At 60.6% G+C, this 19,901-nt stretch carries 20 protein-coding genes and 1 tRNA gene; all 21 read left to right on the top strand.

The annotated features are described in order from the left end of the window. Nucleotides 1-75: 75 nt before the first annotated feature. Nucleotides 76-453 (top strand): preprotein translocase subunit SecG, encoded by a 378-nt coding sequence (gene secG, locus SB772_RS16790; RefSeq protein ID WP_410834360.1) that lies wholly within the window; start codon nucleotides 76-78, stop codon nucleotides 451-453. 113 nt (nucleotides 454-566) lie between these two features. Further along, nucleotides 567-651 (top strand) — tRNA-Leu (locus tag SB772_RS16785). Nucleotides 652-810: 159 nt separating this feature from the next. After that, nucleotides 811-1,170 (top strand): NADH-quinone oxidoreductase subunit A, encoded by a 360-nt coding sequence (locus tag SB772_RS16780; protein ID WP_013339872.1) that lies wholly within the window; start codon nucleotides 811-813, stop codon nucleotides 1,168-1,170. A 63-nt stretch (nucleotides 1,171-1,233) separates the two neighbouring features. Then, nucleotides 1,234-1,713: a NuoB/complex I 20 kDa subunit family protein gene (locus SB772_RS16775; RefSeq protein WP_006052903.1), complete on the top strand. Its 480-nt coding sequence runs from the start codon at nucleotides 1,234-1,236 to the stop codon at nucleotides 1,711-1,713. A gap of 21 nt (nucleotides 1,714-1,734) precedes the next feature. Beyond that, nucleotides 1,735-2,337 carry an NADH-quinone oxidoreductase subunit C gene (locus SB772_RS16770; RefSeq protein ID WP_410834359.1) on the top strand — a complete coding sequence of 201 codons (603 nt, stop codon included), beginning with the start codon at nucleotides 1,735-1,737 and terminating at the stop codon, nucleotides 2,335-2,337. 9 nt (nucleotides 2,338-2,346) lie between these two features. Then, nucleotides 2,347-3,600, top strand: a complete 1,254-nt coding sequence (locus SB772_RS16765; RefSeq protein ID WP_410834358.1) for an NADH-quinone oxidoreductase subunit D — start codon at nucleotides 2,347-2,349, stop codon at nucleotides 3,598-3,600. Between the two features lie 131 nt (nucleotides 3,601-3,731). Continuing rightward, nucleotides 3,732-4,217: an NADH-quinone oxidoreductase subunit NuoE gene (gene nuoE, locus SB772_RS16760; protein ID WP_054034960.1), complete on the top strand. Its 486-nt coding sequence runs from the start codon at nucleotides 3,732-3,734 to the stop codon at nucleotides 4,215-4,217. Continuing rightward, nucleotides 4,214-5,542, top strand: coding sequence for an NADH-quinone oxidoreductase subunit NuoF (gene nuoF / locus SB772_RS16755; protein ID WP_410834357.1), 1,329 nt, complete (start codon nucleotides 4,214-4,216; stop codon nucleotides 5,540-5,542). Before nuoE ends, nuoF begins: the two co-directional genes overlap by 4 nt. A gap of 112 nt (nucleotides 5,543-5,654) precedes the next feature. After that, entirely contained in the window at nucleotides 5,655-7,988 is a 2,334-nt protein-coding gene (gene nuoG / locus SB772_RS16750; protein WP_410834356.1) for an NADH-quinone oxidoreductase subunit NuoG, read from the top strand. Beyond that, a complete protein-coding gene (nuoH, locus tag SB772_RS16745; protein WP_410834355.1) occupies nucleotides 7,989-9,053 on the top strand; it encodes an NADH-quinone oxidoreductase subunit NuoH in 1,065 nt (354 codons plus the stop codon). A 15-nt stretch (nucleotides 9,054-9,068) separates the two neighbouring features. Then, nucleotides 9,069-9,557 (top strand): NADH-quinone oxidoreductase subunit NuoI, encoded by a 489-nt coding sequence (nuoI, locus tag SB772_RS16740; RefSeq protein ID WP_063495298.1) that lies wholly within the window; start codon nucleotides 9,069-9,071, stop codon nucleotides 9,555-9,557. Between the two features lie 159 nt (nucleotides 9,558-9,716). Then, complete coding sequence (locus SB772_RS16735) at nucleotides 9,717-10,394, top strand: NADH-quinone oxidoreductase subunit J (RefSeq protein WP_410834354.1); 678 nt, start codon at nucleotides 9,717-9,719, stop codon at nucleotides 10,392-10,394. A gap of 20 nt (nucleotides 10,395-10,414) precedes the next feature. Then, nucleotides 10,415-10,720 (top strand): NADH-quinone oxidoreductase subunit NuoK, encoded by a 306-nt coding sequence (nuoK, locus tag SB772_RS16730; protein ID WP_410834353.1) that lies wholly within the window; start codon nucleotides 10,415-10,417, stop codon nucleotides 10,718-10,720. 17 nt (nucleotides 10,721-10,737) lie between these two features. Next, on the top strand, nucleotides 10,738-12,792 hold the full coding sequence (nuoL, locus tag SB772_RS16725; RefSeq protein ID WP_410834352.1) for an NADH-quinone oxidoreductase subunit L: 2,055 nt from the start codon (nucleotides 10,738-10,740) through the stop codon (nucleotides 12,790-12,792). Nucleotides 12,793-12,806: 14 nt separating this feature from the next. Continuing rightward, nucleotides 12,807-14,297, top strand: a complete 1,491-nt coding sequence (locus tag SB772_RS16720; protein WP_410834351.1) for an NADH-quinone oxidoreductase subunit M — start codon at nucleotides 12,807-12,809, stop codon at nucleotides 14,295-14,297. Between the two features lie 25 nt (nucleotides 14,298-14,322). After that, nucleotides 14,323-15,795, top strand: coding sequence for an NADH-quinone oxidoreductase subunit NuoN (gene nuoN, locus SB772_RS16715; protein ID WP_410834350.1), 1,473 nt, complete (start codon nucleotides 14,323-14,325; stop codon nucleotides 15,793-15,795). Then, nucleotides 15,795-16,091, top strand: coding sequence for a DUF2818 family protein (locus SB772_RS16710; protein WP_007175603.1), 297 nt, complete (start codon nucleotides 15,795-15,797; stop codon nucleotides 16,089-16,091). The genes nuoN and SB772_RS16710 overlap by 1 nt, the downstream gene beginning before the upstream one ends. A 42-nt stretch (nucleotides 16,092-16,133) precedes the next feature. Further along, nucleotides 16,134-16,718, top strand: a complete 585-nt coding sequence (locus SB772_RS16705) for an NUDIX domain-containing protein (RefSeq protein WP_410834349.1) — start codon at nucleotides 16,134-16,136, stop codon at nucleotides 16,716-16,718. Between the two features lie 357 nt (nucleotides 16,719-17,075). Beyond that, the gene (locus tag SB772_RS16700; RefSeq protein WP_410834348.1) at nucleotides 17,076-17,501 is read left to right on the top strand and encodes a DUF1178 family protein; all 426 of its coding nucleotides are present in this window, start codon (nucleotides 17,076-17,078) and stop codon (nucleotides 17,499-17,501) included. A gap of 48 nt (nucleotides 17,502-17,549) precedes the next feature. Then, a complete protein-coding gene (locus SB772_RS16695) occupies nucleotides 17,550-18,746 on the top strand; it encodes an acyl-CoA dehydrogenase family protein (protein ID WP_410834347.1) in 1,197 nt (398 codons plus the stop codon). A gap of 10 nt (nucleotides 18,747-18,756) precedes the next feature. Next, a complete protein-coding gene (locus SB772_RS16690) occupies nucleotides 18,757-19,884 on the top strand; it encodes an acyl-CoA dehydrogenase family protein (RefSeq protein WP_410834346.1) in 1,128 nt (375 codons plus the stop codon). Nucleotides 19,885-19,901: the final 17 nt, after the last annotated feature.

Here is a 19,901-nt window from a genome sequence, read left to right as displayed (position 1 = left end):
GCCTCGGCGAGGATGACCCAATCCCGCGCGGCATACTTTGTGTGGTGCGGTTAAATAAAGACTCAGGTGAGTGTGATGCTGTATTTGAAAACATTGATTATCGTCGTTCAGTTGTTGTCGGCGCTCGGGGTTATCGGCCTCGTCTTGCTGCAGCACGGCAAAGGCGCCGATATGGGCGCTGCTTTCGGTAGCGGTGCGTCAGGCAGCCTGTTCGGCGCGACGGGTTCGGCGAACTTTTTGTCGCGTACAACGGCAGTTCTCGCGGCGGTGTTTTTCGTCACGACGTTGGCGCTCACGTACCTCGGCGCGTATCGCTCAAAACCGTCCGCAGGCCTGCTGGGCACGGCTGTGAGCGCACCGGTCGCGGCTTCCGCTGCGTCTGCACCGGCAGGCGGTTCGACTGCATTGGCGGCATCGGCGGCTTCCGTCCCGGCTACGGACGTGCCGAAATAAATTTTCGTACAAAGTGCCTTTTGTGCGTTGAACAAACTGTTTGAACCAGTTAGAATCTAAGTCTTGAAGCGATTCGCGGGTTTTATAAGTTGTTTTCCCGGATTGCATGCAGTGCCGACGTGGTGAAATTGGTAGACACGCTATCTTGAGGGGGTAGTGGCGTAAGCTGTGCGAGTTCGAGTCTCGCCGTCGGCACCAATGTTATCGAATGCCAGCCGATTGCTTTGCTCCGGCTGGCATTTTCACTTCTGGCGCGCTGCTTGCGTTGTGCTTGCGACGCTGAGCATGCCGAAGTGATTTCGCGTCAGAAGTGCTATGCTCCTGACGGCACTCAGAACCAACCGATTGAGGATAGTCTTGAACCTCGCAGCCTATTTCCCCGTCTTGTTGTTCCTCGTTGTGGGCACCGGTTTAGGCGTAGCACTGGTCAGTATTGGCAAGATCCTCGGTCCCAACAAGCCCGATACCGAGAAAAACGCACCGTACGAGTGCGGCTTCGAAGCATTCGAAGATGCGCGCATGAAGTTCGATGTGCGCTATTACCTCGTCGCCATTCTTTTCATCATTTTCGATCTTGAAACCGCGTTCCTGTTCCCGTGGGGTGTAGCTCTGCGCGACATCGGCTGGCCGGGCTTCATGGCGATGATGATTTTCCTGCTCGAATTCCTGCTGGGCTTCGCCTATATCTGGAAGAAGGGCGGCCTCGACTGGGAATGATGGATTAATCGCCGGTTTGCGTGGGCGGCCAAGGCTTGTCGCCCCGTCTGGAGTGGAAAGCAAATGAGTATCGAAGGGGTTTTGAAGGAAGGGTTTGTCACCACCACGGCTGACAAGCTGATCAACTGGACGCGCACCGGCTCGTTGTGGCCGATGACGTTCGGTCTTGCGTGCTGTGCGGTCGAGATGATGCATGCGGGTGCTGCCCGTTATGACCTCGACCGTTTTGGTGTGGTGTTTCGTCCCAGTCCACGTCAGTCGGACGTGATGATCGTCGCCGGCACGCTGTGCAACAAGATGGCGCCGGCGCTGCGCAAGGTCTACGACCAGATGGCCGAGCCGCGCTGGGTGATCTCGATGGGCTCGTGCGCGAACGGCGGCGGCTACTACCACTATTCGTATTCGGTAGTGCGCGGCTGCGATCGGATCGTGCCGGTCGACGTCTACGTGCCGGGTTGCCCGCCTACTGCGGAAGCGCTGGTGTACGGCGTGATCCAGTTGCAGGCGAAGATCCGCCGCACCAATACAATCGCCCGTCAATAAGGCCAACGCCTCCCCCACAATATGGCAAGCAAACTCGAGACTCTGAAAGCGAACCTCGAGGCGGCCTTTGGCGGCCTCCTGCTGAGCACCACCGAGGCAATCGGTGAGTTGACGATCGTCGTGAAGGCGAGCGATTACCTCAATGTGGCGACGCGTCTGCGCGACGACCGCTCGTTTGGCTTTGAGCAACTGATCGATCTGTGCGGCGTCGACTACCAGACCTACGCCGACGGCGCCTACGAAGGCCCGCGCTTCGCGGCCGTTCTTCATTTATTGTCGGTGCAGAACAACTGGCGTCTGCGTTTGCGCGTGTTCGCACCAGACGACGAATTGCCGATCATCCCGTCGGTCGTCGAGATCTGGAATTCGGCCAACTGGTACGAGCGTGAAGCATTCGACCTGTACGGCATCGTCTTCGAGGGTCACCCGGACCTGCGCCGCATCCTGACCGACTACGGTTTCATTGGTCACCCGTTCCGTAAAGATTTCCCTGTCTCCGGCTATGTCGAAATGCGTTACGACCCGGAAGAGAAGCGCGTCGTCTATCAGCCTGTGACGATCGAGCCGCGGGAAATCACGCCGCGCGTGATCCGCGAGGATCGCTATGGCGGTCTGAAACACTAAGAGAACGCCATGGCAGAGATCAAGAACTACACGCTCAACTTCGGCCCTCAGCATCCGGCGGCGCACGGCGTGCTGCGCCTCGTGCTGGAGCTCGACGGCGAAGTCATTCAGCGCGCCGATCCGCACATCGGCCTGTTGCATCGCGCGACCGAAAAGCTGGCCGAAACCAAAACGTTTATCCAGTCCGTGCCGTACATGGACCGCCTCGACTACGTGTCGATGATGGTCAACGAGCACGGCTATGTGATGGCGATCGAAAAGCTGCTCGGTATCGAAGTGCCGGTCCGCGCGCAATACATCCGCGTGATGTTCGACGAGGTCACGCGCGTGCTGAACCACCTGATGTGGATCGGTGCGCACGCGCTCGACGTTGGCGCGATGGCGGTGTTTCTGTATGCATTCCGCGAACGTGAAGACCTGATGGACGTGTACGAAGCGGTGTCGGGCGCACGGATGCATGCGGCCTATTACCGTCCGGGCGGCGTGTATCGTGATCTGCCGGACGCAATGCCGCAATACAAGGCATCGAAGATCCGCAATGCGAAGGCATTGTCGAAGATGAACGAGAACCGTCAAGGTTCGCTGCTCGACTTCATCGACGATTTCTTCACGCGTTTTCCGAAGTGTGTCGACGAGTACGAAACGCTGCTCACCGATAACCGCATCTGGAAGCAACGTCTGGTCGGTATCGGCGTGGTCAGCCCGGAGCGCGCGCTGCAACTCGGTATGACCGGCCCGATGCTGCGCGGCTCGGGTATCGAGTGGGATCTGCGCAAGAAGCAGCCGTATGAAGTCTACGACAAGATGGATTTCGATATTCCGGTCGGCGTAAACGGCGATTGTTATGACCGGTATCTGGTTCGTGTCGAAGAAATGCGCCAATCCACGCGGATTGTGAAACAGTGCATTGATTGGCTGCGTAAGAATCCCGGTCCTGTGATGATCGACAATCACAAGGTTGCGCCGCCGTCGCGCGTCGGCATGAAGTCGAACATGGAAGAGCTGATTCACCACTTCAAGCTCTTCACGGAAGGCTTCCACGTGCCGGAAGGCGAAGCATACGCAGCCGTCGAACATCCGAAGGGCGAGTTCGGGATCTACCTGATCTCGGACGGCGCGAACAAGCCGTATCGCCTGAAGATTCGCGCACCGGGCTACGCGCACCTGTCCGCGCTCGATGAAATGGCGCGCGGTCACATGATCGCCGACGCCGTGACGATCATCGGCACGCAGGACATCGTGTTCGGCGAAGTGGATCGCTAGGACGTATTCATCAGCGCGCGTCTTCAGAGTGCACCGAAGCGCGCGTCAAGCAAAGGAACGCCGGGTCTGTCGCAACATGCAACGCGCGACAGGTTTTCGTTCGGTAGGAATTGAAAGAGTCGTGTCTGAAAATGATCTCAGCTGAAGGCCTGAAAGAAATCGATCGTGCGATCGCGAAGTATCCCGCCGATCAGAAACAGTCCGCCGTGATGTCGGCGTTGGCCACTGCTCAGGAAGAGCATGGCTGGCTGTCGCCCGAACTCATGCAGTTCGTCGCGGACTATCTCGGCATGCCGGCAGTCGCCGTGCAGGAGGTGGCTACCTTCTACACGATGTACGAGACCTCGCCGGTCGGCAAGTACAAGATCACGCTCTGCACGAACCTGCCGTGCCAGCTCGGCCCGGACGGCGGCTCCGACAGCGCTGCTGAATATCTGAAGCAGAAGCTCGGCATCGACTTCGGCGAAACCACGGCGGACGGCAAGTTCACCTTGAAAGAAGGTGAGTGCATGGGGTCGTGCGGCGACGCGCCGGTGATGCTGGTGAACAACCATCGCATGTGCAGCTTCATGAGCCGCGCGAAGATCGACCAGCTGCTCGAGGAACTTTCGAAATGACGTCTTTACACGATCGTCACATCAAACCGCTGATTCTTGCCGGCCTGAACGGCGACAACTGGCGTCTCGAAGACTATGTGGCGCGCGGCGGCTACGCCCAGCTGCGCCGCATTCTCGAAGAAAAGATTCCGCCCGAGCAGGTGATCGCCGACGTCAAGGCGTCGGGTCTGCGCGGCCGTGGCGGCGCGGGTTTCCCGACTGGTTTGAAGTGGAGCTTCATGCCGCGTCAGTTCCCCGGGCAGAAGTACCTCGTCTGCAATTCGGACGAAGGCGAGCCGGGCACGTTCAAAGACCGCGACATCCTGCGTTTCAATCCGCATTCGCTGATCGAAGGCATGGCGATCGGCGCGTACGCGATGGGCATTACGGTCGGCTACAACTATATTCACGGCGAAATCTGGGAAGTCTACAAACGCTTTGAAGAAGCGTTGGACGAAGCACGCCGTGCCGGGTTCCTCGGCGACAACATCATGGGTTCGGGGTTCTCGTTCGAGCTGCATGCGCACCACGGTTACGGCGCCTATATCTGCGGCGAAGAAACTGCGTTGCTCGAATCGCTCGAAGGCAAGAAAGGCCAGCCGCGCTTCAAACCGCCGTTCCCGGCGAGCTTCGGCGTGTACGGCAAGCCCACCACGATCAACAACACCGAGACGTTCGCCGCGGTGCCGTTCCTGCTCGCGATCGGTCCGCAGAATTACCTCGAAATCGGCAAGCCGAACAACGGCGGCACGAAGATCTTCTCGGTCGCCGGCGATGTCGAGCGTCCGGGCAACTATGAGATTCCGCTCGGCACGCCGTTCGCGACGCTGATGGAGCTCGCCGGCGGCATGCGCGGCGGCAAGAAGATCAAGGCCGTGATTCCTGGCGGCTCGTCCGCCCCGGTGATTCCGGGCGACATCATGATGCAGACCGACATGGACTACGACGCGATCGCGAAAGCCGGCTCGATGCTCGGTTCGGGCGCGGTCATCGTGATGGACGAAACGCGTTGCATGGTGCGCTCGCTGCTGCGTCTGTCGTACTTCTACTACGAAGAATCGTGCGGTCAATGCACGCCGTGCCGCGAAGGTACCGGCTGGCTGTACCGCGTCGTGCATCGTATCGAGCATGGGCTCGGCCGTCCGGAAGATCTGGATCTGCTGAATTCGGTTGCTGAAAACATCATGGGCCGCACGATTTGCGCGCTCGGCGATGCAGCGGCGATGCCGGTGCGCGGCATGCTCAAGCACTACTGGGACGAATTCGAATATCACGTCGCTCACAAGCATTGCCTCGTCGGCGGTCACGCCGGTGCGGCAGCGGCGCCGGAAACAGTGGCTGCTTAAGCACGGCCAGTACGCACCAGAAAAACACGTCAACCGCGGGATTCATTGCCTGAAACGGGCGATGAACGGGGCGAACGATTGAGCGGTAACAGGTTAAGGAAGATTGACCATCATGGTTGAACTTGAAATAGACGGCAAGAAAGTAGAGGTGCCTGAAGGCAGCATGGTGATCCAGGCTGCGCATAAGGTCGACACGTACATTCCTCACTTCTGCTATCACAAGAAGCTGTCGATTGCGGCCAACTGCCGGATGTGTCTGGTCGACGTCGAAAAGATGCCGAAGGCCGTGCCCGCATGCGCCACGCCGGTGTCGGCGGGCATGATCGTGCGCACCCAGTCCGAGAAAGCGGTGAAGGGCCAGCAAGCCGTGATGGAATTCCTGCTGATCAATCACCCGCTGGATTGCCCGATCTGCGACCAGGGCGGCGAGTGCCAGTTGCAGGATCTGGCGGTAGGCTACGGCAAGTCGTCGTCGCGTTACAGCGAAGAAAAGCGTGTCGTGTTCCACAAGAATGTCGGTCCGCTGATCTCGATGGAAGAAATGACGCGTTGCATTCACTGCACGCGTTGCGTCCGTTTCGGTCAGGAAATCGCCGGCGTGATGGAACTGGGCATGCTGGGCCGCGGCGAGCATGCGGAAATCACGTCGTTTGTCGGCAAGACGGTCGACTCCGAACTGTCGGGCAACATGATCGATCTGTGCCCGGTCGGCGCGCTGACCAGCAAACCGTTCCGCTACAGCGCCCGCACGTGGGAACTGTCGCGCCGCAAGTCGGTGAGCCCGCACGATTCCGTCGGCGCGAACCTCGTGGTGCAAGTGAAGAACAACCGCGTGATGCGTGTTCTGCCGTTCGAAAACGAATCCATCAACGAATGCTGGATTTCGGACAAGGACCGCTTCTCGTACGAAGGCCTGAACAGCCCGGAACGTCTCACGCAGCCGATGCTCAAGCAAGGCGGCAAGTGGGTCGAGACCGACTGGCAAACCGCGCTGGAATATGTGGTCAAGGGTTTGAAAGGCATCAAGGGCGACCACGGCGCGAACGCGCTGGCCGCACTTGGCAGCGCGCACAGCACGGTCGAAGAACTGTTCCTGTTGAAGCAACTCGCGCAAGCAATCGGCACGCCTAACGTCGACTTCCGTCTGCGTCAGGCGGATTTCTCCGCGCCCGTCAATGGTGCGCCGTGGCTCGGCACGCCGATCGCCGATCTGTCGAACGTCGATGCGGCACTCGTGATCGGTTCGCATCTGCGCCGCGATCATCCGTTGTTTGCCGCACGTCTGCGCCAGGCCGCGAAGAGCGGCGCAAAGCTGACGCTCGTGCAGGCCACCCACGACGACGCACTGATTCCGCAAGCCCAACGCGTGGTCGCAGCACCGTCGGCATGGCTCGACGAGCTCGCCGGCATCGCCGCTGCAGTCTCGGAAGCGAACGGCGTGGCGCTGCCGGAATCGTTCGCCGGCACGCAGCCGACGGACGCCCACAAACAGGTCGCGAAGTCGCTCGCCACCGGCGAACGCCGCGTGGTGCTGCTCGGCAACGATGCGGTCCGTCATCCGGACTTCGCCGCCATTCACGCTGCGGCGCAATGGATTGCAGACGCGACTGGCGCGACGCTCGGTTTCCTCACGGAAGCGGCGAACACGGTCGGCGCGCATATCGTCAACGCATTGCCGGGCGAGGGCGGTCTGAACGCTCGCGAAGTGTTCGAACAACCGCGCAAGGGTTACGTGCTGCTGAACGTCGAACCGGAATTCGATACCGCCAATCCGGCGCAGGCCTTGGCCGCGCTGAACCAGGCTGAAATGGTTGTCGTGCTGTCGCCGTTCCAGACGGGTGCCGACTACGCCGACGTGCTGCTGCCGATCGCACCGTTCGCGGAAACGGCTGGCACGTTCATCAATGCCGAGGGTACGGTGCAGACGTTCAACGGCGTCGTGCGCCCGCTCGGCGATACGCGTCCGGCATGGAAGGTGTTGCGTGTACTGGGCAGCCTGCTGGGTGTGCCGGGCTTTGAATTCGACACCTCGGAAGAGGTACGCGCGGCGGCGCTCGGCGACGGCGAGCTCAAGTCGCGTCTGTCGAACAAGACCGGCGTGACGGTCGCGCGCGGCAAGACGGCCAAAGCAGCAGAGGGCAAGTTCGAGCGTATCGCCGATGTGCCGATCTACCACGCTGACGCGCTGGTGCGTCGCGCTGAGTCGTTGCATCTGACGGCGGCGGCACGCGCCGCGAATTCGGCCGGCCTGCCGGCTGCGCTGTTCGACAAGCTGGGTTTGAAGGAAGGCGACGCAGTGCGCGTGCGCCAGGGCGAGCAATCGGTGCAGTTGCCGGCCGTGCGCGACGCGAATCTTGCGGAGACGGTCGTCCGCGTATCGGCGGCTACGCCTGCCGGTGCAGCGCTGGGCAGCCTGTTCGGTGAACTGGTGGTGGAGAAGGCGTAAATGAGCTTGTTCGATACGATCAACTCGGGCGGCACCCAGCTTCTCGGTGTGGCATGGCCCACGGTGTGGGCGCTGGTGCGCATCCTGGTGGTGGCCGTCGTGATCCTGCTGTGCGTGGCTTACCTGATTCTCTGGGAGCGTAAGCTGATCGGCTGGATGCACGTGCGTCTCGGCCCGAACCGCGTCGGCCCCGCAGGTTTGCTGCAACCGATCGCCGACGTGCTGAAGCTGTTGCTGAAAGAAGTGATTCAGCCGGCCCAGGCAAGCCGCTGGATCTACATGATCGCGCCGATCATGGTGGTGGTGCCGGCCTTCGCGGTCTGGGCGGTGATTCCGTTCCAGGCGGGCGCGGTGCTCGGCGACATCAACGCGGGTCTGTTGTACGCGATCGCGATTTCGTCGATCGGCGTGTACGGCGTGATCCTGGCCGGCTGGGCGTCGAATTCGAAGTACGCGTTCCTCGGTGCCATGCGCGCCGCAGCTCAGATGGTCTCGTACGAAATTTCGATGGGCTTTGCGCTTGTCGTCGTGCTGATGACGTCGGGTAGCCTGAATCTGTCGGACATCGTTACTTCGCAAGAGCGCGGTATCTTTGCCGGCTACGGCTTGAACTTCCTGTCGTGGAACTGGCTGCCGTTGTTGCCGATGTTCGTCGTGTACTTCATCTCGGGCATCGCCGAAACAAACCGTCACCCGTTCGACGTGGTGGAAGGGGAGTCGGAAATCGTGGCGGGCCACATGATCGATTACTCGGGGATGGCGTTCGCGCTGTTCTTCCTCGCCGAGTACATCAACATGATCGTGATCTCGGCATTGGCTGCAACACTGTTCCTCGGCGGCTGGAGCGCACCGTTCGGCTTCCTGTCGTTTATCCCGGGCATCGTTTGGCTCGTCGCCAAGGTTTTCTTGCTGTTGTCGGTGTTCATCTGGGCGCGTGCCACGTTCCCGCGCTATCGCTATGACCAGATCATGCGTCTGGGCTGGAAGATTTTCATTCCGGTCTGCGTGGTGTGGCTGGTGGTGGTCGGCTTCTGGATCATGTCGCCGTTGAATATCTGGAAATAAAGGGCGGATGAACCTATGACCGCAATCCAAAACTTTTTCAAGACCTTCTTCCTGACGGAGCTGCTCAAAGGCCTCGCGCTGACGGGACGTTACGCGTTCCAGCGCAAGATCACGGTGCAGTTCCCGGAAGAGAAGACCCCGATCTCGCCGCGTTTTCGCGGCCTGCACGCGCTGCGCCGCTATGAAAACGGTGAAGAACGCTGCATCGCCTGCAAGCTGTGCGAAGCGGTGTGCCCGGCACTCGCCATCACGATCGAATCGGAAACGCGCGCGGACAACACGCGCCGCACGACGCGTTACGACATCGACCTGACCAAGTGCATCTTCTGCGGTTTCTGCGAGGAAAGCTGCCCCGTCGATTCGATCGTCGAGACGCATATTCTCGAATATCACGGCGAAAAGCGCGGCGACCTGTACTTCACGAAAGACATGCTGCTGGCCGTTGGCGATCGCTACGAAGCGGAGATCGCTGCAAACAAGGCAGCTGACGCACCATATCGTTGAGACGCTTCAGTTTGATGCAGTAAAACGCAAAACGGCCTGTTGTCGGGCCGAGCGCCGCAGCTTCAGTGCCGCGGCATGGCGCAGCTGTGCGGCTTTTTTTGCCAGATGCACGAGCCAAAGAACAATGCCTGACGATGGCCTAACGATGAACCGGTAATCATGGAATTCACGACCGTACTGTTCTACATCTTCGCGCTACTCCTGGTTGTATCAGGGCTGAAGGTGATCACCTCGCGCAACCCGGTGTCGTCCGCACTGTTTCTGGTGCTGGCGTTCTTCAACGCGGCGGCGATCTGGATGCTGCTGCAGGCCGAGTTTCTCGCGATCCTGCTGGTGCTGGTCTACGTCGGCGCGGTGATGGTGTTGTTCCTGTTCGTCGTGATGATGCTGGACATCAATATCGACGTGCTGCGGCGCGACTTCAAACGCTTCGTGCCGATGGCGACCCTGGTGGGCGCGATCATCGTGGTCGAAACCGCGCTGATCCTGTGGCACGGCTACGGCGCGACCGCGACGGCGCTGCGCGACACCTCGGCTGCCGGAAACGCTATGGCCGGCTGGTCGAACACCCGCATCATCGGCAAGATCATCTACACCGACTACATCTTCGCGTTCGAAGTGGCCGGCCTCGTGCTGCTGGTCGCGATCATCGCGGCGATCGCGCTGACCACGAGCCACAAGAAGGACAGCAAGCGCCAGAATGTCAGCCAGCAGGTCAAGGTGCGCGCTCAGGATCGTGTGCGCGTCGTGAAGATGGCATCGGAAAAAACCGCAGCGACTCTCGCAGCGGAAGAAGCCGCGGCAGCGGCCGACTCCGCGGCCGGCAAGAACGGCTGAGCGGACAGGAGATAAAAATCATGTTGACCCTAGCTCATTACCTCGTCCTTGGCGCAATCCTGTTTGCGATTAGCGTCGTCGGCATTTTCCTGAACCGTCGCAACGTCATCATCATCCTGATGGCGATCGAACTGATGCTGCTGGCGGTGAACACCAACTTTGTCGCGTTCTCGCATTACCTCGGCGACGTGCATGGCCAGATCTTCGTCTTCTTCGTGCTGACGGTTGCGGCAGCCGAATCGGCGATCGGCCTTGCAATTCTGGTGACCCTGTTCCGTAGCCTCGACACGATCAATGTCGAGGATCTCGATCAGCTCAAAGGTTAATTTCAGGTAAAGCTGTTATGTCAACGACACTCAATGAAAACCTGCTGCTGGCGATCCCGCTGGCACCGCTGGCCGGCTCCCTGATTGCGGGGTTGTTCGGCAAAGCGGTGGGCCGAGCCGGTGCGCACACGGTGACGATCCTCGGCGTCGCGATCTCCTTCATCCTCTCGGCCATCGTCTTCTTCCAGGTGATGCACGGCGCGAGCTTCAATGCGACCGTCTACGAATGGATGGCGATCGGCAAGACGAAGTTCGAGGTCGGCTTCCTGGTCGACTCGCTGACGGCGATGATGATGTGCGTGGTGACCTTCGTGTCGCTCATGGTGCACATCTACACGATCGGCTACATGGCCGACGACGACGGCTACCAGCGCTTCTTCTCGTACATCGCGCTGTTCACGTTCTCGATGCTGATGCTCGTGATGAGCAACAACTTCCTGCAGCTGTTCTTCGGCTGGGAAGCGGTGGGTCTGGTGTCGTACCTGCTGATCGGCTTCTACTTCACCCGTGAGAGCGCGATCTACGCGAACATGAAAGCGTTCATCGTGAACCGCATCGGCGACTTCGGGTTCCTGCTCGGCATCGGCCTGCTGTTCGCTTTCGCCGGGTCGATGAACTACGGCGACGTGTTCGCGAAGCGCACCGAACTCGCGGCATTGAGCTTCCCGGGCACGGACTGGGGCTTGCTGACGGTCGCCTGCATTTGCCTGTTCATCGGCGCGATGGGTAAGTCAGCGCAGTTCCCGCTGCACGTCTGGCTGCCGGATTCGATGGAAGGCCCGACGCCGATCTCCGCACTGATTCACGCGGCAACCATGGTGACGGCCGGTATTTTCATGGTCGCGCGCATGTCGCCGTTGTTCGAACTGTCGGATAGCGCGCTGTCGTTCGTGACGGTGATCGGTGCGATTACGGCGCTGTTCATGGGCTTCCTCGGGATCGTCCAGAACGACATCAAGCGTGTGGTCGCGTACTCGACGCTGTCGCAGCTCGGCTACATGACGGTTGCACTCGGGGTGTCGGCTTATCCGGTCGCCATCTTCCACCTGATGACGCACGCGTTCTTCAAGGCGTTGCTGTTCCTCGGCGCGGGCTCCGTGATCATCGGCATGCACCACGATCAGGACATGCGCAACATGGGCGGTCTGCGCAAGTACATGCCGATCACGTGGATCACGTCGCTGGTCGGTTCGCTGGCGTTGATCGGTACGCCGTTCTTCGCGGGTTTCTATTCGAAAGACTCGATCATCGACGCGGTGAAGCTGTCGCATCTGCCGGGTTCGGGTTTCGCGTATTTCGCGGTGGTGGCGAGCGTGTTCGTTACGGCGCTGTACTCGTTCCGCATGTACTTCATGGTGTTCCACGGCGAAGAGCGTTTCCGTAATCCGCCGGTGCATAACGGTGCTCACGGCGCGGAAGCAGCGGCGCACGGCCACAATGACAGTCACGCTCATGACGCTCACGGCGATGCTCACGTGCCGCACGAAACCCCGTGGGTGGTGTGGGTCCCGCTGGTGCTGCTGGCGATTCCGTCGGTGGTGATCGGTGCGATCGCTGTCGGTCCGATCCTGTTCGGCGACTTCTTCCAGCACGGCGTGGCGTTCGACAAGGTGATCTTCATCGGCGAAAACCATCCGGCGCTGGAAGAGATGAGCCACGAGTTCGTCAGTTGGAGCCAGATGGGCCTGCATTCGGTTGCCGGTCTGCCGGTGTGGCTGGCGCTCGCGGGTGTCGTGGTCGCGTGGTTCCTGTACCTGGTTCGTCCTGAACTGCCGGCTGCCATCAAGCGTGCGTTCGGTCCGGTCTACACGCTGCTCGACAACAAGTACTACATGGACAAGATCAACGAAGTCGTGTTCGCGCGGGGCGCCGTGGCAATTGGCCGTGGTCTCTGGAAGGAAGGCGACGTCGTGGTCATCGACGGTATCGTCAACGGCAGCGCGCGCTTCATTGGCTGGTTTGCCGGCGTGATCCGCTTTCTCCAATCCGGCTACATCTATCACTACGCGTTCGCCATGATTATCGGCATGTTGGGGCTCCTGACCCTGTTTGTAACGCTCGGCGGCAAATAAGGCGAGGGACACTAATGCACGCTTATCCGATTCTCAGTATTGCGATCTGGTTGCCGATCCTCGTCGGTCTCCTGGTCCTGGCTATCGGTTCCGACCGGAACCCGGCTCCAGCGCGCTGGCTTGCGCTGATCGGCTCGGTCGTCAGCTTCCTCGTGACGATTCCGCTGATTACCGGTTTTGATTCGAGCAGCGCCGAGTTGCAGTTCGTCGAAAAGGCGAACTGGATCGAGCGCTTCAACATCACGTATCACCTGGGTGTCGACGGCATCTCGATGTGGTTCGTCGTGTTGACCGCGGTGATCACGGTGATCGTCGTGATCTCCGCGTGGGAAGTGATCACTAAAAACGTGGCGCAATACCTTGCTTCGTTCCTGATCCTGTCCGGCATCATGGTCGGCGTGTTCAGCGCAGCGGACGGCATGCTGTTCTACGTGTTCTTCGAAGCGACGCTGATTCCGATGTACATCATCATCGGCGTGTGGGGTGGGGCGAACCGCGTGTACGCGGCGTTCAAGTTCTTCCTGTACACGCTGATGGGCTCGCTTCTGATGCTGGTCGCGTTGCTGTACCTGTACATCCAGACCGGCACCTTCGACCTCGCGACGTGGCAGAACACGCAGATCGCCATGACCCCGCAGGTGTTGTTATTCATAGCGTTCTTCCTGGCGTTCGCCGTGAAGGTGCCGATGTGGCCGGTGCATACGTGGTTGCCTGACGCCCACGTGGAAGCGCCGACCGGCGGCTCGGTCGTGCTGGCCGCAATCATGCTGAAGCTGGGCGCGTACGGTTTCCTGCGCTTCTCGCTGCCGATCACGCCGGACGCGAGTCACTTCCTGGCGCCGGTCGTCATCACGCTGTCGCTGATCGCGGTGATCTACATCGGACTAGTCGCGATGGTCCAGTCCGACATGAAGAAGCTGGTGGCGTATTCGTCGATCGCGCACATGGGCTTTGTGACGCTCGGCTTCTTCATCTTCAACCAGCTCGGCGTGGAAGGCGCGATCGTGCAGATGATCTCGCACGGTTTCGTGTCGGGCGCGATGTTCCTGAGCATCGGCGTGCTGTACGACCGTATGCACTCGCGTCAGATCGCCGATTACGGCGGCGTCGTCAACGTGATGCCGAAGTTCGCGGCGTTCGTGATGCTGTTCTCGATGGCCAATTGCGGCTTGCCGGGCACTTCCGGTTTCGTCGGCGAGTTCATGGTGATTCTGGCCGCAGTCCAGTACAACTTCTGGATCGCAGGCGGTGCGGCAGTCACGCTGATTCTCGGCGCGGCCTACACGCTGTGGATGTACAAGCGCGTGTACTTCGGCGCGGTCGCCAACGACCACGTGAAGGGCCTGCTCGACATCAACCGCCGCGAGTTCTTCATGATGGCGGTGCTCGCCGCGCTGACGCTGTTCATGGGCCTGTATCCAAAGCCCTTTACCGATGTGATGCACGTATCCGTGGAAAACCTCCTCTCCCACGTCGCGCAGTCAAAGCTGCCGTTGCCACAGTAATGCAGAGCGGAGGAATTTAAAGACCATGCAAAACGCCCCTATGACTGCTCTGTTGCCCGACGCGCTGGTGATGCTCGCCGTTGTCGTCGCGTGGCTTAACGACACGTTCGTCGGCCAGGCCGGTCGCCGCACCACGTATTTCATCGCGCTGTTCTCGACGCTGATCGCCGGCGTCTGGTTCGCGATGAACGCTTTCGACCCGCAAGTGCGTTATTTCTTCGGGCACATGTACGTGGTGGATTCGTTCGCCAATTTGATGAAAGCGGTGGTGACGCTCGGCTATGCGCTGTCGATCGTTTATTCGCGCAAGTACCTCGAAGATCGCGAGCTGTTCCGCGGTGACTTCTTCCTGCTGGGCATGTTCTCGTTGCTCGGCCAACTGGTGATGATCTCCGGCAACAACTTCCTGACGCTGTACCTCGGTCTGGAACTGATGTCGCTGTCGCTGTATGCCGCGATCGCACTGCGTCGTGAAGCGGCGCCGTCGAACGAAGCTGCAATGAAGTACTACGTGCTCGGCGCGCTGGCTTCGGGCTTCCTGCTGTACGGCATCTCGATGCTGTACGGCGCGACCGGCTCGCTCGACCTGAACGAAGTGTTCAAGGCGATCGGCACGAGCCACTACGATCCGAGCGTGCTGCTGTTCGGCGTGATCTTCATCGTGGCCGGCGTGGCGTTCAAGATGGGCGCGGTGCCGTTCCATATGTGGGTGCCGGACGTTTATCAAGGCGCACCGACGGCCATGACGCTGATGGTCGGCGGCGGTCCGAAGGTCGCGGCTTTCGCGTGGGGCCTGCGCTTCCTCGTGATGGGTCTGCTGCCGCTCGCGGTCGAATGGCAGCAGATGCTGGTGATCATGGCCGCGCTGTCGCTGATCGTCGGCAACATCACGGGTATCGTGCAACGCAACGTCAAGCGCATGCTCGCGTACTCGGCGATCTCGAACATGGGCTTCGTGCTGCTGGGCCTGCTGGCAGGCGTGGTGGATCAGAAGACGACCGGCGCGGCCAACGCGTACGGCTCGGCCATGTTCTACAGCATCGTCTACCTGATCACGACGATGGGCACCTTCGGCATCATCATGCTGCTGGCGCGCCGCGATTTCGAAGCGGATACGCTCGAAGACTTCAAGGGCCTGAATCAACGCAGCCCGGTGTTCGCATTCGTGATGATGGTGATGATGTTCTCGCTCGCCGGCATCCCGCCTGCGGTCGGCTTCTACGCCAAGCTCGCCGTGCTGCAGGCTACGATGAACGCCGGCTTGACGTGGCTGGCCGTGTTGGCTGTGATCACGTCGCTGTTTGGCGCGTTCTACTACTTGCGTATCGTCAAGCTGATGTACTTCGATGAGCCGCAAGACAAGTCGCCGATCCACGCTGACACGAGCACGCGTGCCTTGCTCGCGCTCAACGGTGTCGCCGTGCTGGTGCTCGGCATCGTGCCGGATCCGCTGCTGAAGGCTTGCCTGCAGGCAATCCAGCACACGTTGCTGCTCTGATGTCGGCTGCGGGTTGGTTTATCGTGTTGTTGGCGCTGGTCGGCGCCAACCTGCCGTTCCTGAATCAGCGTCTGTTCGCCGCGGTGCCTTTGAAAGCGGCGAAGAAGAGCGCGTGGATCCGGATTGCCGAACTGATCGTGCTGTACTTCGTGGTCGGCGCGCTCGGTTTCCTGCTCGAAGCGCGTGCTGGAAACCGCTTCGAACAAGGGTGGCAGTTCTATGCGATCACGTTCGCTCTGTTCGTCGTGTTCGCGTTTCCCGGCTTCACCTTTCAGTATCTCGTCAAACGCCGCTGACGGCGTCACGCCGTCGCGCACCAAGCTGTCCTGAGGTCGCAAATGGCTGAACTTCCCGATCACGACGCTGTACTCACCGAGACCTGCCTCGAGAGCAGAACGGTCTATCAAGGGCCGTTCCTCACGCTCAAATGCGATACCGTCCGCTTGCCGGACGGCAAGCACGCAACTCGCGAATACGTTCAGCATCCGGGCGCCGTGATGGTGATCCCGCTATTCGACGATGGCCGCGTGTTGATGGAAAGCCAGTACCGCTATCCGATGGGCAAGGTCATGGTCGAGTATCCGGCGGGCAAGCTCGACCCGAACGAAGGCGCGCTGGCATGCGCCAAGCGCGAGTTGCAGGAAGAAACCGGCTACACCGCGCGCGAATACGTCTATCTGACGCGCGTCCACCCGATCATTTCCTACTCGACAGAATTCATCGATATCTACCTCGCGCGCGGTTTGACCGCCGGCGAGCGCAAACTCGACGACGGCGAGTTCCTCGAACTGTTCACGGCCGGCGTCGCCGATGTGTCCGAATGGGTGCGCACCGGCAAGATCACCGACGTCAAAACGATCATCGGCACGTTCTGGCTGGAGAAGGTTTTGTCGGGAGCGTGGCCGACTGCTGAGCCGCAATAGCGCTCGGCGGTTAGCCCGCCAGAGGGATAGACGCGCGTCGCCGCCAGTTGGAAGGTCCGCAAAAAGCCCCTGTTGGTCGATGCACCGGCAGGGGCTTTGTTATTGCCGGGTACGGTATCGAATCGGTGTGCTTCACTAATACGGGCCTTGGTGCGCCAGCCTATCCTGCGGCCGATTTCGTCAGTCATTTGCCGCTGAGCCTGCCTTCGGCAGCCTGCTGCGCAAAGAGTTAAAATCGCCCACGCGTTCGATTTATTCAGCAACGCCCGGCGTCAATGCGCCGTCCGTAAAACTTTACGAACGACCGTTCACAAATTTCCATTTTGCGCTAAACTGGCACGCAAGCCCTGATTCCACATGAAGGTCCTCGATTTACAGTGTCCGCATGGCCATCGGTTCGAAGGCTGGTTTGCTTCGGCTGATGACTTCGAATCGCAGCAGTCCCGCAAGCTCGTCGAGTGTCCGATGTGCGGTGCGAACGAAGTGAGCCGTTTGCCGTCGGCGCCCCGCCTGAATCTGTCGGGTGCGACTGACACGAAAGTCCCTGCGGGCGCGGAGGACATGCAGGCGCGCGTGATGCGCGCATTGCGCGAGGTACTGGAAAAGACTGAGAACGTGGGCGACCGCTTCGCCGAGGAAGCGCGGCGCATTCACTACAACGAAGCGCCCGCACGCAATATTCGCGGTGTCACGACACCGGAAGACGCGAGAGCCTTGGTCGAAGAAGGCATCGAAGTGATGCCGCTGCCGGTCCCGGCTGCCTTGAAGGAACCGCTGCAATAGCGCAGTGGCTCCCTGGCGGTGGGCGGTTGCGGCCAGGAGACACTACGTATGAATCTGGACTATTCCCCCGCTGACGACGCGTTCCGCGCCGACATCCGCGCCTGGCTCGAAGCGAATCTGCCTCGCGAGCTGAGCGACAAGGTACTCAATCACAAGCGTCTGAATCGCGACGACTTCGCAAGCTGGCACAAACTGCTCGGCACGCGCGGCTGGTCGGTGGTCGCCTGGCCAAAAGAATACGGCGGCCCGGGTTGGGACGCGACGCAACGGCACATCTGGGACGAAGAGTGCGCGCGTATCGGCGCGCCTTCCGTGCTGCCGTTCGGCGTCTCGATGGTGGCGCCGGTGCTGATGAAGTACGGCAACGACGCGCAGAAGCGTCATTATCTACCGCGTATTCTCGACGGTACGGATTGGTGGTGCCAAGGCTATTCGGAGCCGGGCTCCGGGTCGGATCTGGCCTCGCTGCGCACCCGCGCCGAGCGCGTCGGCGATCATTACGTCGTCAACGGTCAGAAGACCTGGACCACGCTCGGCCAATACGCCGACATGATGTTCTGCCTCGTGCGCACCGACAGCGGTGCGAAGAAGCAGGAGGGCATCTCGTTCCTGCTGATCGACATGAAAACGCCGGGCATCACCGTGCGCCCGATCATCACGCTCGACGAAGATCACGAAGTCAACGAGGTCTTTTTCGAAGACGTGAACGTGCCGGTCGACAATCTGATCGGTGAAGAGAACCGCGGCTGGACCTATGCGAAGTATCTGCTCGGGCACGAGCGCACGGGCATTGCCCGCGTCGGCCAATCGAAGCGCGAACTCGTATTCCTGAAGCGCCTCGCGCTCGATCAGAAGAAGAACGGCAAGCCGCTGCTGCACGATCCTGTGTTCGCCGCGAAAGTCGCGAGCCTGGAGATCGAGTTGATGGCGCTCGAAGTCACCGTGCAACGCGTCGTCGCCAATGAGACGGGCGGACGGGGGCCGGGACCTGAGGCATCGATGCTCAAGATCAAGGGCACGGAAGTGCAGCAAGGTCTGACCGAATTGATGTTCGAGGCGATCGGGCCACTCGCCGCGCCATTCGACGTGCGATTCCTCGAAGGCGAACGCGAACATAGCCTCGCCGGTGACGACGACGCCGCGCCGCTGGCCGCGTACTACTTCAATTTCCGCAAGACGTCGATTTACGGCGGCTCGAACGAAATTCAAAAGAACATCATCGCGCAGATGATTCTCGGACTTTGAGGAGCGGCGCATGGACTTCACTTTCAACGACGAACAACAGCAATTTGCCGACGCGCTGCGCCGCTACCTGGACAAGAGCTACGGGTTCGAAGCGCGCCAGGCGATCGTGCAATCGGAAGCCGGCGTGTCGGATGTGCACTGGTCGGCCTTCACGGAACTCGGCCTGACCGCGTTGCCGGTGCCGGAGGCTCAAGGCGGCTTCAATGGCAACCCGATCGACATGCTGGTGGTCATGCAGGAGTTGGGACGCGCTTTGGTCGTCGAGCCGTATTGGGCGACCGCCGTGGGTATCGAAGCACTGCGGCTGGCTGGCACGGAGCAGGGCGAGGATGCATCGCTGCTCGAACGCGCGGCCCAGGGCGAGATCAAGCTGGCGGTGGCATTTCACGAGCCGCATGCCCGCTACGATCTGTTCGAGGTCGAGACGGCAGCGACCGTGCAAGGCGAGCAGCACACGCTGAATGGCACGAAGTCGGTCGTGCTGCACGGCGCGCAAGCCGACTACTGGATCGTGCCGGCCCGGCTGAGCGGCGAGATCGCGCTGTTCATGGTCGCACGCGCTGCGGCCGGCGTCAAAGTCACCGACTATCGCACGATCGACGGTCAACGCGCCGCAACACTCGAGTTCCAGGGTACGCCGGCACGCCGGCTCGCCGGCAAACACGCCGGCGCGGCCACACTCGAACACATCGCGGATTACGGCACGGTGCTGCTGTGTGCGGAGGCGGTTGGCGCGCTCGATGCGCTGAACCACGCCACGCTCGACTACACCAGGACGCGCCAGCAGTTCGGCCAGCCGATCGCGCGGTTTCAGGCGTTGCAGCACCGTATGGTCGAGATGCTGATTCACGCCGAGCAGGCTCGTTCGGTGACTTATCTGGCGGCCGTGCGCTACACCAGCGCGGACGCGGACGAACGCCGTCGTGCTGTGTCCGCTGCGAAGGTGCGAGTCGGCCAGGCCGCGCGTTTCGTCGGCCAGCAGGCAGTGCAGTTGCATGGTGGCATGGGCGTCACGAACGAAGTGGCCGCGGCACATCTGTTCAAACGTCTTGCGATCATCGAAACCACGTTGGGCGATGTCGATCACCATCTCGCGCGTTTTGCTGCGTTGCCTGGGTTTATCACCGCCGAAGCCTGATTAGCCGGTTGGATCGA

The sequence above is a fragment of the Paraburkholderia sp. SIMBA_030 genome, from assembly GCF_046535245.1.
Lineage (GTDB): Bacteria > Pseudomonadota > Gammaproteobacteria > Burkholderiales > Burkholderiaceae > Paraburkholderia.
The sequence above is the reverse complement of the archived record's forward strand: the minus strand, read 5'-3'. Positions and strand labels throughout refer to the sequence as shown.

What these genes read in the sequence shown, in the direction of transcription:
- secG (WP_410834360.1), top strand. Translation starts at nt 76, where the DNA reads ATGCTGTATTTGAAAACATTGATTATCGTCGTTCAGTTGTTGTCGGCG.
- SB772_RS16775 (WP_006052903.1), top strand. Translation starts at nt 1,234, where the DNA reads ATGAGTATCGAAGGGGTTTTGAAGGAAGGGTTTGTCACCACCACGGCT.
- SB772_RS16770 (WP_410834359.1), top strand. Translation starts at nt 1,735, where the DNA reads ATGGCAAGCAAACTCGAGACTCTGAAAGCGAACCTCGAGGCGGCCTTT.
- SB772_RS16765 (WP_410834358.1), top strand. Translation starts at nt 2,347, where the DNA reads ATGGCAGAGATCAAGAACTACACGCTCAACTTCGGCCCTCAGCATCCG.
- nuoE (WP_054034960.1), top strand. Translation starts at nt 3,732, where the DNA reads ATGATCTCAGCTGAAGGCCTGAAAGAAATCGATCGTGCGATCGCGAAG.
- nuoF (WP_410834357.1), top strand. Translation starts at nt 4,214, where the DNA reads ATGACGTCTTTACACGATCGTCACATCAAACCGCTGATTCTTGCCGGC.
- nuoG (WP_410834356.1), top strand. Translation starts at nt 5,655, where the DNA reads ATGGTTGAACTTGAAATAGACGGCAAGAAAGTAGAGGTGCCTGAAGGC.
- nuoH (WP_410834355.1), top strand. Translation starts at nt 7,989, where the DNA reads ATGAGCTTGTTCGATACGATCAACTCGGGCGGCACCCAGCTTCTCGGT.
- nuoI (WP_063495298.1), top strand. Translation starts at nt 9,069, where the DNA reads ATGACCGCAATCCAAAACTTTTTCAAGACCTTCTTCCTGACGGAGCTG.
- SB772_RS16735 (WP_410834354.1), top strand. Translation starts at nt 9,717, where the DNA reads ATGGAATTCACGACCGTACTGTTCTACATCTTCGCGCTACTCCTGGTT.
- nuoK (WP_410834353.1), top strand. Translation starts at nt 10,415, where the DNA reads ATGTTGACCCTAGCTCATTACCTCGTCCTTGGCGCAATCCTGTTTGCG.
- nuoL (WP_410834352.1), top strand. Translation starts at nt 10,738, where the DNA reads ATGTCAACGACACTCAATGAAAACCTGCTGCTGGCGATCCCGCTGGCA.
- SB772_RS16720 (WP_410834351.1), top strand. Translation starts at nt 12,807, where the DNA reads ATGCACGCTTATCCGATTCTCAGTATTGCGATCTGGTTGCCGATCCTC.
- nuoN (WP_410834350.1), top strand. Translation starts at nt 14,323, where the DNA reads ATGCAAAACGCCCCTATGACTGCTCTGTTGCCCGACGCGCTGGTGATG.
- SB772_RS16710 (WP_007175603.1), top strand. Translation starts at nt 15,795, where the DNA reads ATGTCGGCTGCGGGTTGGTTTATCGTGTTGTTGGCGCTGGTCGGCGCC.
- SB772_RS16705 (WP_410834349.1), top strand. Translation starts at nt 16,134, where the DNA reads ATGGCTGAACTTCCCGATCACGACGCTGTACTCACCGAGACCTGCCTC.
- SB772_RS16700 (WP_410834348.1), top strand. Translation starts at nt 17,076, where the DNA reads ATGAAGGTCCTCGATTTACAGTGTCCGCATGGCCATCGGTTCGAAGGC.
- SB772_RS16695 (WP_410834347.1), top strand. Translation starts at nt 17,550, where the DNA reads ATGAATCTGGACTATTCCCCCGCTGACGACGCGTTCCGCGCCGACATC.
- SB772_RS16690 (WP_410834346.1), top strand. Translation starts at nt 18,757, where the DNA reads ATGGACTTCACTTTCAACGACGAACAACAGCAATTTGCCGACGCGCTG.